11 protein-coding genes are annotated in these 13,602 nt (G+C 74.5%); 3 read left to right on the top strand and 8 right to left on the bottom strand.

Annotated elements, in window-relative coordinates; all coding sequences use genetic code 11:
• Positions 1-58: 58 nt before the first annotated feature.
• The 8 genes from ACXJKF_RS04475 to pnuC are packed head-to-tail and all read right to left on the bottom strand — an operon-like array spanning position 59 to position 9,841.
• A complete protein-coding gene (locus ACXJKF_RS04475) occupies positions 59-1,801 on the bottom strand; it encodes a glycoside hydrolase family 9 protein (RefSeq protein WP_456786530.1) in 1,743 nt (580 codons plus the stop codon).
• Complete coding sequence (locus ACXJKF_RS04480; protein ID WP_456786531.1) at positions 1,798-3,318, bottom strand: AMP-binding protein; 1,521 nt, start codon at positions 3,316-3,318, stop codon at positions 1,798-1,800. The genes ACXJKF_RS04475 and ACXJKF_RS04480 overlap by 4 nt, the downstream gene beginning before the upstream one ends.
• Positions 3,305-3,946: a hypothetical protein gene (locus ACXJKF_RS04485; protein ID WP_456786532.1), complete on the bottom strand. Its 642-nt coding sequence runs from the start codon at positions 3,944-3,946 to the stop codon at positions 3,305-3,307. The genes ACXJKF_RS04480 and ACXJKF_RS04485 overlap by 14 nt, the downstream gene beginning before the upstream one ends.
• Complete coding sequence (locus ACXJKF_RS04490; protein ID WP_456786533.1) at positions 3,927-5,645, bottom strand: hypothetical protein; 1,719 nt, start codon at positions 5,643-5,645, stop codon at positions 3,927-3,929. The genes ACXJKF_RS04485 and ACXJKF_RS04490 overlap by 20 nt, the downstream gene beginning before the upstream one ends.
• Positions 5,642-6,619 (bottom strand): hypothetical protein, encoded by a 978-nt coding sequence (locus ACXJKF_RS04495; RefSeq protein ID WP_456786534.1) that lies wholly within the window; start codon positions 6,617-6,619, stop codon positions 5,642-5,644. The genes ACXJKF_RS04490 and ACXJKF_RS04495 overlap by 4 nt, the downstream gene beginning before the upstream one ends.
• Entirely contained in the window at positions 6,595-8,190 is a 1,596-nt protein-coding gene (locus tag ACXJKF_RS04500; protein WP_456786535.1) for an ATPase, read from the bottom strand. The genes ACXJKF_RS04495 and ACXJKF_RS04500 overlap by 25 nt, the downstream gene beginning before the upstream one ends.
• Positions 8,187-9,254 (bottom strand): AAA family ATPase, encoded by a 1,068-nt coding sequence (locus ACXJKF_RS04505; protein ID WP_456786536.1) that lies wholly within the window; start codon positions 9,252-9,254, stop codon positions 8,187-8,189. Before ACXJKF_RS04505 ends, ACXJKF_RS04500 begins: the two co-directional genes overlap by 4 nt.
• Positions 9,251-9,841, bottom strand: coding sequence for a nicotinamide riboside transporter PnuC (pnuC, locus tag ACXJKF_RS04510; RefSeq protein WP_456786537.1), 591 nt, complete (start codon positions 9,839-9,841; stop codon positions 9,251-9,253). Before pnuC ends, ACXJKF_RS04505 begins: the two co-directional genes overlap by 4 nt.
• 38 nt (positions 9,842-9,879) lie before the next feature.
• Here pnuC and ACXJKF_RS04515 point away from each other — a divergent pair, with 38 nt between their 5' ends.
• From ACXJKF_RS04515 to ACXJKF_RS04525, 3 genes are all read left to right on the top strand, one after another.
• On the top strand, positions 9,880-10,551 hold the full coding sequence (locus tag ACXJKF_RS04515; protein ID WP_456786538.1) for an HAD hydrolase-like protein: 672 nt from the start codon (positions 9,880-9,882) through the stop codon (positions 10,549-10,551).
• A gap of 52 nt (positions 10,552-10,603) precedes the next feature.
• Positions 10,604-11,359, top strand: coding sequence for a MerR family transcriptional regulator (locus tag ACXJKF_RS04520; RefSeq protein ID WP_456786539.1), 756 nt, complete (start codon positions 10,604-10,606; stop codon positions 11,357-11,359).
• 126 nt (positions 11,360-11,485) lie between these two features.
• Entirely contained in the window at positions 11,486-13,579 is a 2,094-nt protein-coding gene (locus tag ACXJKF_RS04525) for a PQQ-dependent sugar dehydrogenase (protein ID WP_456786540.1), read from the top strand.
• Positions 13,580-13,602: the final 23 nt, after the last annotated feature.

A 13,602-nucleotide genomic window follows, 5' to 3' on the forward strand; every position in this document is an offset into this window, starting at 1 on the left:
CCGGAGGCTCACCGGTGATGGCCGGGTCGACGCCTGTGCGCCCAGGATACCCAGGTGTCTAGCTCTTTCCGACTCCGGCCAGGTACGCCGCGACCCACGCGAGCGCCGAGTTCCAGTTGATCGTCATCTCGTTCACGCCGTAGGCGCCGATGTCGTCGACGAAGCAGCGCTGCGCCGGGCTGCCCGCGAGCGCCGCCGAGACGGGGTCCGGGCAGTCGGAGTTCGGGCCGCCCGAGACCGTGCCGCGCGGCGGGTGCGGAAGGCTCGGGTCGAGCTGGTGGGCGTACCAGCGGCTGTGCTGGTTGCGGACGTCGCGCGTGCCGTACCCGGTGACATAGGAGACGCCGAGGGCGTTGCGGCCGAACAGGTAGTCGACACCCCCGAGGACGGCGTCCCGGTACGCCCTGTCGCCGGTGATCTCGTGCGCCGCCGCGAGGACCGCGAGGTTGTTGAGGAGCAGGCCGTTGGAGCCCCAGTCGTACCGGCCGGACGACGGCACGTACGGGTGGCCGAAGGGCTGCGTGGCCTGCTGGCCGCGGAGGGCGTCGGCAGCCTCGACGACGGAGGCTCGGACGGTGTCGCGCAGCGGGCTCGCGACCGTCGCCAGCTGCAGGCGCGACCACGCCGCGACGTGGTTCCAGTCGAAGCCTTCGGGCCGGAACACCGGTGCGTAGGGGTTCGCCCGCAGGTCGTCGGCGTACCGCTTCTCACCGGTCGTCAGGTACAGCTCGGTGGCTGCCCACAAGAAGTCGTCGTCGAGGTCGGCGTCGTCGTAGGGGCCAGACCCGGCGTTCGCGAGAACGTTGGTGTCGGGCGCGAGCAGCACAGGGTGCTCCTGCGCCGCGTCGTGCGCGTCGCGGGCCGCGGTGCGCAGGAGCGCCGCGAACTCCGCGTCGTGCGGCGCGAACAGCCGGGCACCCTGGGCAGCGACGGCCGCCAGGTTGAGCGTCGCCGCCGTCGACGGACGGTGCAGGTAGCGGGGCTGCGGGTCGTCGGCGGGCAGCATGGGCAGCGGCACCCACCGCTCGTCGGACACCTTGTGGTGCACCAGCCCCGCGTACCGCTCCCCCGCCGGGACGCGCATGCGCAGCATCCAGTCCAGCTCCCAGCGCACCTCGTCGAGGACGTCCGGGACGCCGTCGCCGCGCTCGGGCACCCGCAGCGAGCCGTCGCCGAGCGCGCCAGCCGTGCCCGTCCGCAGCGCGCGCTCGTACAGGCCGAGCAGCTGCGCGACGGCGATGCCGCCGTTGACGACGTACTTGCCCTGGTCGCCCGCGTCGTACCAGCCGCCCGTCACGTCGAGGGTGTAGCCGCCGGTCCAGCCGTCGTACAGGTCGACACCGTCCGCCGTCGTCGCGTGGCCCGCCGGGAGGCACGGGACGGCGCCGTCGCCGCGGTTGGGGGCGACGTCGACGTGACCGGCGGCGCGTCCGTAGCCGGGTCCCAGCAGGGCCTCGTCGATCGCGATGCCGCTGCGCTGGCCGTAGAACACGACGAGGGAGTCGACGCGCAGGTCGTCGTAGAGGTCCGGCGCGATCGCGAACGGGTCCGACGTCGCCCCGTCGGCCTCCAGCTCGACGATGCCGACCTCGCGCACCTCGTCGAAGGCGATGACGTGGACGTCGAGGCCTGCCGACGCGTCGTGACCGCGCGGCTGCGACTCGCCCTGCGCCACGACGGTCCCGTCGCGCCGGAGCCGCCACGGCACCGGAGCGGTCGCGTCGGTCACCAGCGTGGCCGCCTTGGGCCCGTCGGGCAGGTAGCCGACCTGGTTGACCCGCACGCGCGGCGCGTCCGTCATCTGTCCTCCTGCGTGCGAGAAGCGTCGGGTCCGTCGACCACCGGGTCGGCGCGTGCGACGGCCGGGTCCGGGCCTGCGACAGCCGCGTCGGAGCGGAAGCGGCGCGGCTTGCCCGGGCCGAGGGCCGACGGGTCGGTGACGACGTCGACGCGGACGGGACGATCCAGCCAGCGGCCGATCGCCTCGCCCGCTGCCGCCGGGTCGACCGCCACGCCCACGAGCGGCAGCGCGGTCAGCCGGACCGTGCCGTCGGCGGCCTGGACGAGCTCCCACCCGGCCAGGCCGTACGCCTGGAGGAGCTGGGTCGCGTCGATCGACGAGTGCCACGACCCGTCGGCCGCGAGGTAACGGACCGGCGCCCGGCCCTGCAGGCCCACGAGCACGGTGCCGCGGTGGTCCCGGACGAGTGCGGCCGTGTCCCCTGTGCGGTAGCGCAGCAGCGGCAGGTACGGGTTCTCGTCGACGGTCACGACGACCTCGCCGCGCTCGCCGTCCGGCACCGGCCCGCCCTGCTCGTCGAGGATCTCGACCCACACCCGGCGCGGCACGACGACGTGTCCGTCCCCGTCGGTCGACGCCGCCAGAGGTCCCGTCTCGCGCAGCCCGTAGAGGTCGACCACGGGACAGCCCCACGTCGCGACCACCGCGTCGCGCACCGCGGGCGGCAGGTCCGTCGCACCGTTGACCACGGCGACGGGGTGCAGGTCGAGACCGTCGCGCGCCAGGTCGAGCAGCCGCAGGAGCGGGAGCGTCGACGTGCTGATCACCTGCGGGTCGGCCGCCGACAGGTACCGCTCCCGGTCACCGTCCGCCCGCCACACCGACGGGTCCAGGTTCACGCGTGCCATCACCGGGGCGAGCACCCCTTCCGCACGACCGAACGCCGTCATCGCAGACACGTACGTGAACGACGCCCGCTGGTCCACCAGGTTCACCAGGCCGAGGCGGTCCGGGTCGGGGCGCCAGTCGCCGCCTGCCGCGGCCACCAGGTGCTGGAGCAGGACCAGGTCCGCGGCGACCGAGACCGGGTGCAGCGGCACGTTCAGCGCCGCGCCGGTGTGACCCGAGCTGCTGCCCTCCAGCACCCGGTCCAGGGGCACGTCGACCGGCACGTGCGCGGCCGCGTCCGCGAGGTCCGCGCGGCTCGTCGTCGGCAGGTCGTGCAGGGGGGTCGACGGGCCGCTGCGCCCCTCGCGCGCGGCACGGCGCCAGCGCGGCACGGTCGTGTGGACGCGGGCGACCAGCTCGGCGATCCAGGTGGGCTCGACGGGCCCCTGCGCCAGCCGTGCACGCGTCTGCTCGAGCACCACCAGGTCGGCCGCGTCGAGACGGTCTCCCGTCGCGTGCACCCAGTCGGGAGCGTCGGGGCGACCACGCCACGCGTCGACGCGGGCGAGCCCGTCGGCGTCGAGCGTCGGCCACCGCTCCTCGTCCGTCAGGGCGACCGAGCCCATGGCCGCGTACTCGCCGAGCGCCGGGTCCGGGATGCCCCGGACCGTATCGTCAGTAGTTGGCATACTGCGCCGCCGCCTCCTTCGCCCTCTCCTCGGCGAGGGCCCGGGCGAGCTCCTCCGCGCGTGCGACCTCGACGGCCATCGACTGCGTGATCTTGCGCTGGTACGCCGAGCTCACCGCGAGCCAGCGGTCGTCCGCGGTCTCGGCGCGCTCGCCCGCGGGAAGCACCCCGCCGAGCCGGCAGACCGCCCGGGCCAGCTCCTCGCGCGCGTCGTCGGCCTGCACCCACTCGCGGTCGGGTCGCTGCCCGGCCAGGACGGCCTGCACGCCCTCGACGATGCGCAGGAACCACGCGGTCGGTCCGCCGCCGCCCTCCGTGGCAGCACGCACCCCGGGCGCGCCGTGCACGGCGGGGTCGACGACGAGCCAGCACACGAGGCCGACGAGCGCCCGGCGCGACGCCTGGTCCGTCGGACCCTTCAGGTCCGCGTCGAGCGCCCGCAGCGCCCGCCGGTCGAGCACGGCGCCGTCGAGCGTCACCGCCACGTCCGCGACCAGCGCCGACGCGCTCACGGAGGGCTCGAACAGGTCCGGCGGGGCGAGCGTCAGACGGTGCACGAGGGTGGCCAGCGCCGGCCCGTCGGGCTCACCGCCACGCACCCGCTCCAGGTCATCGGGTCGACGTGCCACGGTCACCTCCCCACGTGCTCACGGCCATGCGGCGCACGAACGTCATCAGGTCGTCCTCGGTGACCACGCTGTGCACGGCGTAGCCGTCCGCCATGTCCGCGAAGCGCTCGGCCGACTCGGCGGCGACCTGCAGCGCCAGCGTGCCGCCACCGTCCGCCGCGCGCAGGGCCTCGCCCGCCGTCGGGTCGGCCGGCTGCCCGTACTGCTGGAACATCGTGGAGATCCCGTCGTCGGAGATGACGGCGATGTGCGTCGGGCCGCGCCGCGTGGGCTCGGCACCCGTCGCGGGGTCGCCGAGGTGGGTCCGGCGCAGCAGGTCGAGCGGGAAGGCCGTGGACCCGCCGAAGTACGCGACGACGGCCCGCAGCACCGCGTCGGCGTCGCGCGTGAAGCCACCCGTCCCTGCCACCTCGCCGGGGCCGCTCCATGTCGTGGCCTGCACCCGTGCGCCGGCGCGCAGCGCCGAGAGGGCGAGGATCGCCCCGGCCAGCGCGATGGGGGCGCGCGTCCTGCGCGGGTCGGGCATCGACCCGGACGAGTCGAGGTAGAGGTCGAGGTCGACCGGACGGACCTCGACGGACTCCTCGGGGTCGTCCAGGTACGCCCGGCGCACGGTCGTCATCCCGGGCACCACCACCGGCGACGCCGTCATGGTGCCGGTCCAGTCGACGGTGGACAGGTCGTCGCCGACCTCCCACGGCTCGAGCCCGGCGAGCAGCTCGTCGGACCGCCGGGGCCGCGGGCGGCTCGGGAACGGCACCAGATGACGGGCCGCGTTCTCCCGGTACCAGGCGACGGCGACCTCCTCCGCGGTCGTCGCGGAGCCCAGCGCCTGGAGCACGGCGTGCAGCGCCCCCGGCATCAGGGCGTTCCCGGTGGCCACTCCCGGAGCCGGGTCCGGGGTGGTCTCCTCGACGAGCCCGGCGCCGACGACCCGCGGGTCCCGGGACGGGTGGATCGCGGGTGCACCCAGGGTCGGGTCCGTGGCGACGCCGAACGGCACCGACCCGTCGCCGCCCGCGGGACCACCGCACGCGACGACATCCCTCGGGCGCTGTGCCCGCAGCTGCTCGACGGGGATCGTGGACCGCACCAGCGTCGCGAAGCCCGCGGCGCCGCCCACGGGGTCGCGGGCGTAGGCGCGCACCAGCCGGGCGCACAGCAGGGCCTGGTCGTCCGGGGTGAGGCTCTCGCCGACCAGCGTGCCGCGCGACAGACCCCAGAGGATCTCGTTCGTGCGCAGCACCAGGAGCATGAGCACGTCGTCCGGGTCGGGCGGACCGACCGCCGCGGACAGCGCCGCCCGGTCCACCCCGAGCTGGCGCTGCAGCCGGTCGTTGATCAACAGGTCGCACCACAGGTTGGAGACGAGCCCGACCAGGTGGTCGAGGTCGACGAGCCCGATCTGGACGCGCGCGGCGATGCGCACGTGCGACGCCAGGTCCACCGGCGCCAGCAGGTGGTGGCCGATCTCGTGGGCGAGGACCGCGAGCGCGTGGTCCTCGACGTGCCGTTCCCGCACCACGGTCAGGTCGACGTGGACCTCGACGTCGTCGAGCGAGTACCACGCCCACGACGGCATGCCGCAGGGATCGGTGTGCAGCACCGGGGCGTGCAGGCGCGACGTGCGGCCCCAGGTGGCGAGCGCGGTGGGCCAGGTCGCGCGCCAGCGCTCCTGCAGCTCGGCGAGGGACGTCACGAGGCGAGCCTGACGACGTCGACCCAGTACGAGTGCCGCCTGCTCACGACGACGACGCGCGGGTCGCCACCGGCGGCGGACCACCCGGTGACCTCGTCGTCCCACGGGACGGGCAGGTGCGGCGGTGCGGGAGCACGGTGGTGCACGTCGGCCGCGTCGAGCCGCACGACCGCGCTCCCGTGGACGTCCGCGAGCACGGCCCAGCACTCGTCGTCGGCCCGGACGTGGCACACCGGGCCGGCTCCGGTCGCACCGGACGAGACGCGCGGTGTCGCGAGCCACGGTCCGCCGAACCCCCGGAAGCCGCCGACCCGGCGCAGCACCCCGGCGGCCTGCGCCCGCCCCGGCCACCACCACCGGTCCGCGGTGTGCGCGGCGAGCACGGGTCCCGGGTCGGTGCCGGGAGCCAGTCCGAGGGCGGCGACAGCCAGCGGTGCCGGGAGCCCGGCGGCGGCCGTGAGCGCAGCAGAGCGGAAGCGGACGGCGCCGGCGCGCCACGTCGCGACGAGGATCGTCGCCCGCAGCGCGTCGACGTCCTGCGCGGCGGGGGCCGCAGCGAGCAGGTCGGCGAGGAGCGCACGGTCGGCACTGCGCTCGACCGTGCGCGCGGACGCCACGAGCAGCGGCAGGACCACGTCGGGCCGCGCCCGGACGAGCGTGGCCGTCCGGGGCACGAGCTCGAGCACCGCCGCGCGCTCGGCCGTGCCGGACCGCCACCTGCCGCGCGCGGCGAGGTCGGTCACCGCCGTCAGCAGCGCGCGCCCGACCTGCGGGTCGAGGTCGCCGTCGTCGGCGAGCCCGTCGGCGACGGCCGCGACGTCCACGACGGCCGCGCGCACGACCTCGGGGTCGCCGCAGCGCGCGACGGCCGCAGCGAGCGCGTCGTCGACGAACGCGCGGTCCAGCGCCACGAAGCGGCCGAACGCCGTCGCCCGGTCGAGCACCGCCGTCACGCGCCGCTCCAGCGCAGCCACGCGAGGTAGCCGGAGTACCGCTGGTGGGCGTACTTCAGGGCGAGCGCGTCCTCGTACAGGCTGCCGTGCAGCTTGGTGGTGTCCTGCCAGCCCGCGAGGATCCCCTCGATGTGGGCGAGGCGGCGGCGCACCTCGTCCTCTGGCAGCCCGTCCAGACCCGCGTGGAGCTCGGCCAGGACCGCACCGACGGGGTCGTCGGTGTCGAGGCCCTCGGCGTCGTAGAGCACGCACGCGCTGTCGAACAGGTCCCGCAGCCAGGAGACGCGGTCGATCCGCATCGCCTCGCGGGCCGGGTCCTCGAACGACGGCGACGCGAGGTCCGGCTGGAGCTTGTCGTGCAGGACGAACGGCAGGACGGCGCGCAGGTCGTCGAGCCCGACCTCGGCCTGCCCCCGGAAGTACGCCATCGCCTTGGCGTAGAGCACCAGGGACTGCAGGGCCCGCACGGACAGCCCGTTGAGCGTCTGCGCACCGATGTCGGCCCGCAGGTCCCGGCCGGTGTCCTGGGCCAGGATCCGGTGCGGGTCCTCCCCCGCCAGCCGGACGGTGTCCTTGGTGCGGTACTCCAGCTGCACCGCCCCGCGCTCCGCCAGCTCGAGCTGCGACGCGAAGTACTCCAGCCGGCGCCGCACGTGCTGCGGCACGGGCACGGCCACGACCTCGCGGTGCAGCCGGTCGTGCTCGTCCGCGTCGAATACCACCGCGGGCGGCACGTGCTCCTCGGGTCGCAGCCGGCGCTCGGCACGGTCCACGAGGTCGCCGACGAAGCGGGAGTTGAACGACAGCGCCTTCACGACGACGTCGATGCGGTCGCGCAGCGCGTCGACCACCTGGAACGTCCCGCCGCCGGCGTCGTCGTTCGCGGTGAGGTACCAGGCCGCTGCACCGGTCTCGTACACCTGGTCGAACACCTCGACGTAGCCGTCCGCGAGCACCGTCAGCAGCGCCGACTGCGTGCGCGTCGGGATGCGGTTGTACTCGTCGACGATCTTCACGCGACGCCCCAGCCAGGACCGCCAGGCGACGTCGATCTCCGCGAGGCTCTTCGCGGCCACCAGGTCGCTGGGCAGCGGTGTGCCGAACATGTCCTGGACCGTGAGCTGCGGGTGGCCGTGCTGCATCGCGCGTCGCACCTCGCGCACCGGGTAGCCCGCGAGCACCCCCATGAGCACGGCGCTCGCCGTCTTGCCGCGGCCCGGCCCGCCGACGAGCAGGCACCGGCCCCGCACGGCGAACGTCAGCAGCGGGAGCAGGACGAACGACGAGTACGACTGGTCGGTGGGCAGGTCCACCTCGGCCTTGGAGTCACCGAGCCGGAAGCGGGTCCGCGGACGGTCGGGGTCGTGGAACTCGACGTCGTAGTGCGGGCTGATGATCCCGTGGTTGACCATCCAGAAGTAGGCCTGGCGCAGCTTCTCGTCGAGGGCGGGGCCCGTGGTCCCGGTCGGTGCGTCGGCGCCGGCGAAGAGCTGGTCGGCGTCGAGCTCCAGGCGGACGCGCGACGCTCCCGTGCCCGCCCGGGTCGGGGCGGCGGAGACCTGCGCGAACGTCTCGGCGGGGTGCGTCGTCACGCGCCCGAGTCTGGCAGAGACAGCGCCGCGACCAGGTCGGGGACCACCTCGTGGCGCTGCTCCATCGGCTCGGCCAGCCGCCGCGGCCGGTCCCGGAGCGGCTCGACCAGAGCCAGCGCCTCCGCGAGCCTCTCGGCGGGCGTCCCTCGCAGCTCCACCCACGGCGCGTCCTGCCCCGCCAGGACCTCCCGGAACCGGTCCTGCATGGCGTGCCGCAGGTGCTCGCCGTCGCGCAGGCCGTCCTGCACGAAGGGGATCTCGTCCCCGGTCAGCAGGTAGAGGTCGGGGACGCGGTCCGCGGCGAGGGCGGTGACCGACGGCGACGGCCGGCCGACGTAGCGCTCGTGCCAGACCGCGGTCGCCAGCACGTCGGTGTCGCAGACCAGCAGCGGGACGGGCGTGCGCGCGGCGGCGGCGTCCTCGGTCCGCGCCTGCTCGCGGGCGATCAGGTCGAACTCCGCGGTGTGCCACGGCGCGTCGAAGCCGCCCGGCCGGACCTGCGACCACTCGCGCCCGAACTCCGCGACCGTCGGCAGCCCGAGGTGCGCGGTGAGCGCGTCGGCGAGCGTCGTCGTGCCCGTCGACTCGGCACCGATCACGACGACCCGGCGCACGAACCACGCGCGCACCGCCGCGGGCAGCGCCCACCAGTACGCGGCGGGGTCGGCGCGGACGGCCCGCGCGCTGACCGGGGTCCCGCGCCGGGCCGGGTCCACCTGCACCCAGCGCGCACCGAGGCGGCGGGCGAGCTCCTCGCCGTAGTCGTCGGAGCTGAACAGTGCGTCGACGGGGCCGTCGAGCAGGTCCTCGATGATCGCGGTGTGCGCCCGCCAGGCCGTCTCGCTGGCGTAGTCGACGGGCTCGTCGTCGAGGCCCGCGACGACGTGCGCGCCGGGCAGCTCGTCGCGCAGCCACCGTGCGCGGAGCTCGGCGGGGAGGCTCTCCTGCGACGAGCCGAGGACCAGCACCGTCACGCGGTCGCAGCGGGCGAGCGCGGCCCGCACGAGCGCGAGGTGGCCCGCGTGCGGCGGGTAGAACTTGCCGATGACCAGGCCGTGGCTCATACCGGGACCGCCACCGGCGTGGGCTCGGCGTCGCGCACCAGCGCCTGGCGCCAGTCGCGCCACCCGAGCAGGCACAGCCCGATGAAGCCGGCGTACAGCACGGCGGTCAGCACCAGGCCCTGGCTGGCGTAGAGGCCGACGAGGACGACGTCCGTGCCGATCCAGACGGCCCAGCTGCCCAGCCACTTGCGCCCCAGCATGACCTGCGCGACGAGGCTCGACGACGTGGTGAGCGCGTCCCAGAACGGTGCCGCGGACCCCGCGCTGGCGGACAGCAGCACCGTCAGCCCGACGGTGCCGACGACGACGACGGCCGCACCCACCGGCCACACCCACCGCGGGGTCGAGGTGACGTCGAGCCCGCGACGGTCCGCGCCGCCGCGCACCCACCAGACCCAGCCGAGCACCGCGAGCGCGAGGTAGACCACCTGCAGGCCCGCGTTGGCGTAGAGGCCCGCGTGCGCGAACAACCAGAGGAACAGCAGGTTGTTGGCGATGCCGACGGGGAAGTTCCAGACGTTCTGCCGGGTCGCCAGCCAGACGCACGCGGCGCCGCTCACGAACCCCAGGACCTCGACCCAGCTCACGACCGGACACCCTACGGCGATGAGGGAGGATCGGTGGCGTGACCTCACGCCTCGTCCTCCTCGACCTCGACGGCACGCTCATCGACTCCATCCCGGGCATCACCGCGTCCTTGGCCGTCGCGTTCCGCCGGTGCGGCATGCCCGTCCCGTCGGCCGCGGAGCTCCGCACGTTCGTCGGGCCGCCGATCGGCGACAGCATGCGCGCGCACGGCGTCCCCGAGGACCGCATCGAGGAGGTCGTCAGGGCGTACCGCGAGGACTTCGGGGCGACGGGCATGCACGACGCGACGGTCTACGACGGCGTCCCGGAGCTGCTCGCCGACCTGCGTGCCGCGGGGTGCCGGCTGCTCGTGGCGACGTCCAAGCCGGAGGTGTTCGCCGTGCCGATCTGCGGCGACCTCGGCCTCACCCCGCTCCTCGACGGGGTCTTCGGTGCGCCCCTCGACGAGTCCGGCACCAAGGCGGACGTCATCGCCCGCGCGCTCGCGGCCGAGCCGACCCCCGCGTCGGCCGCGCTGATGGTCGGGGACCGCGAGCACGACGTGCACGGTGCCCGCGCGCACGGCCTCGACTGCGTCGGGGTGACCTGGGGGTACGCGGAGCCCGGTGAGCTCGCGGCCGCCGGCGCGGTGGCCGTCGTCGACACCGTGGACGAGCTGCGGCGCGAGGTCCTCGCGCGCCTCGACGGAAAGGTCTCGCCGCGGGCTTGACCTTGACGCTGCGTCAACTCCTACCGTGGATCAGGAACGAGAGGAGGGGCGCATGGAGGCCTCGATCCAGGAGGTGGCCCGGCTGACGGGCACCACCAGCCGCACCCTGCGGCACTACGACGCGATCGGGCTGCTCGAGCCCAGCCGCGTCGGCGACAACGGGTACCGCTGGTACGACGACCGCGCGCTGGTGCGGTTGCAGCGGATCCTGCTGCTGCGCGGGCTCGGGCTCGGCCTGCCGGACATCCGGCGCGTGCTGACGCGCGAGCAGGACGAGACCGCCGCCCTGCGCCACCACCTCGACTGGCTGCGCAGCGAGCAGCGACGACTGGAGCGGCAGGCCGCCTCGGTCGAGCGAACGATCACCGCACGGGAGAACGGAGGGCCACTCGTGGCCGAGAAGATGTTCGACGGGTTCGACCACACCGAGTACAAGGACGAGGTCGAGCAGCGCTGGGGCGCGGACGCGTACGCGTCGTCCGACGCCTGGTGGCGCGGGATGAGCGACGACGAGCGCGCCGCGTGGAAGGCGACGACGGCGCGGCTCGCCACGGCGTGGGGCGAGGCTGCCGCGGCCGGCACGGACCCCGTGTCCGACGAGGCACAGGAGCTCGCGCGGCGGCACGTCGAGTGGCTCGGCGGCGTCCCGGGGACGCCCGGGTACGGCACGCCGCCGGTGAAGGAGTACGTGCTCGGCCTGGCCGACATGTACGTCGCCGACGAGCGGTTCGCGGCGAACTACGGCGGTGTGGACGGCGCGACGTTCGTGCGCGACGCGCTGCACGAGTACGCGGCCCGGCACCTGTAGGAGACGTGGGGAGGCCCGTCCGGGCCTCCCCACGTGCAGGTTGCGCCGGTGTGCGACAGAGTGACACCCGGCGATGACTGGACCGTCGCCCAGCACCTCCCCCGACGGCGCGGCAGGAGCAGACCCATGCGATGGAACCCCCTCCGGATCCCCGCGGCGGTCGTCGTCGCGCTCGTGCTCGTCGTCACCCTCGCCGGCCCCGCGCCGGCGGCGGTCGTCGCCGGTCCGGCTGCGATCACGGGCGTCGGGTCGGGACGGTGCCTGGACGTCAACGGCGGGGCGCGGACGGCCAAGACCGGTGTGGCGATCCGGGACTGCACCGGTGCGGCCAACCAGGCGTGGACGCTCACGACGAACGGCGAGCTGCAGGTCTACGACGCCGCCACCTGCCTCGACGTCGCCGGTCAGGACACCACCGCGCCCGCGGTCGTGCAGATCTACCCGTGCAACGGCGGGGCGAACCAGAAGTGGCGGCTGCAGACCAACGGCACGATCGTCGGCGTGCAGTCCGGGCTGTGCCTCGACGTCACCGGCCGCGGCACCGCCAACGGCACGGTGGTCGGGCTGTGGACCTGCAACGGGCAGACCAACCAGAGCTGGACCACGTCGCTGCGCACCGCCGACACCACCGCGCCGACGGTGCCGGGCAACCCCCGGGTCAGCAACCTGACCTGCAGCACCGTGACGTTCGCCTGGAACGCGTCGACGGACGCCGTCGGGGTGGCGTTCTACGACGTCTACCACGACGGCCAGCGGATGACCTCGGTCAGCGGGAGCACGCTGTCGACCAGCCTCCCCGTCGTCGCCGGGGCGGTGTGGGGTCTGTACGTGAACGCCCGCGACGCGGCGGGCAACGTCTCGCAGGCCAGCACGACCGTGACGATCACGGTGCCGCAGTGCCAGGCGGACACGCAGGCCCCCACGGCACCGGGCAAGCCGACAGCCACGGTCTCCGGCACCACCGTGACGCTCGCGTGGGCGGCCTCCACGGACAACGTGGCCGTGCGCACGTACGAGATCCGCCGCGGCAGCACCGCGGTCGGGACCGTCACCGGCAACCCGCCCGTCACCACGTTCATCGACAGCGGCCTGACGGCCGGCACCACGTACTCCTACGCGATCGTCGCGCGGGACGCCCAGGGCAACACGTCGGCGGCGAGCGCGTCGACCTCCGTGACCACCGGCGCGGCCTGCGCGACCGCGGTCTGCGGGGTCGCCCAGGTGGGCACCGAGACCGACATCCCGTGGGGCCTCGACACGCTCCCCGACGGCACGGTCCTCTACGCCCGCCGGGACGCGCACGACGTCGTCCGGCTCGACCCGGCCACGGGCGCGAGGACGAACGTCGGCACGGTGCCCAACGTGCAGAGCACCGACGGCGAGGGCGGGCTGCTCGGCCTCGCGCTCTCCCCCACGTTCGCCACCGACCAGTGGGTGTACCTGATGCACACCTCGCCGACGGACAACCGGGTCGTGCGGATCAAGCTGGTGAACAACGCGCTGGTCACCAGCACCGAGCAGGTGCTGCTCAGCGGGATCCCGCGCAACAAGTTCCACGACGGCGGACGCCTGCGCTTCGGCCCGGACGGCAAGCTCTACGCCGCCACCGGCGACGCCCAGAACGGCGACTACGCGCAGAACACGTCCAACCTGGCCGGGAAGATCCTGCGGCTGAACCCGGACGGGACCGTCCCGTCGGACAACCCGTTCGGCAACTACGTGTGGAGCTACGGCCACCGCAACCCGCAGGGCCTCGCGTTCGACTCGCAGGGACGGCTGTGGGAGCAGGAGTTCGGCAACTCCGTGATGGACGAGACCAACCTCATCGTCAAGGGCGGCAACTACGGCTGGCCCGCGTGCGAGGGCACGTCCGGCACGTGCGGGACCGCCGGGTTCATCGCTCCCAAGCGGACCTACCCGACGTCCGAGGGGTCCTGCTCCGGCATCGCGATCGTTCGCGACGCGCTCTACGTCGCCTGCGCGCGTGGTGCCCGGATGTACCGCGCGGTCATCAGCGGCAGCTCCCTGACCAGCGTCCAGACGTTCTTCAGCGGGACGTACGGGCGGCTGCGCACCGTCGAGCCGGCGCCCGGCGGGGGGCTGTGGCTCACCACGACCACGACCGGCGACAAGGACAGCGTGCCGAACAACAGCAACGAGCGGATCCTGCGCGTCACGCTCGACACCTCGGCGACGGGGCGACTGGTGAGCGGGTTCTGACGGGGCGCGGCCGTCTCACCGGG

Source organism: Cellulomonas sp. P5_C5 (genome assembly GCF_054049655.1).

What these genes read in the sequence shown, in the direction of transcription:
- ACXJKF_RS04475 (WP_456786530.1), bottom strand. Translation starts at nt 1,801, where the DNA reads ATGACGGACGCGCCGCGCGTGCGGGTCAACCAGGTCGGCTACCTGCCC.
- ACXJKF_RS04480 (WP_456786531.1), bottom strand. Translation starts at nt 3,318, where the DNA reads ATGCCAACTACTGACGATACGGTCCGGGGCATCCCGGACCCGGCGCTC.
- ACXJKF_RS04505 (WP_456786536.1), bottom strand. Translation starts at nt 9,254, where the DNA reads ATGAGCCACGGCCTGGTCATCGGCAAGTTCTACCCGCCGCACGCGGGC.
- ACXJKF_RS04520 (WP_456786539.1), top strand. Translation starts at nt 10,604, where the DNA reads ATGGAGGCCTCGATCCAGGAGGTGGCCCGGCTGACGGGCACCACCAGC.
- ACXJKF_RS04525 (WP_456786540.1), top strand. Translation starts at nt 11,486, where the DNA reads ATGCGATGGAACCCCCTCCGGATCCCCGCGGCGGTCGTCGTCGCGCTC.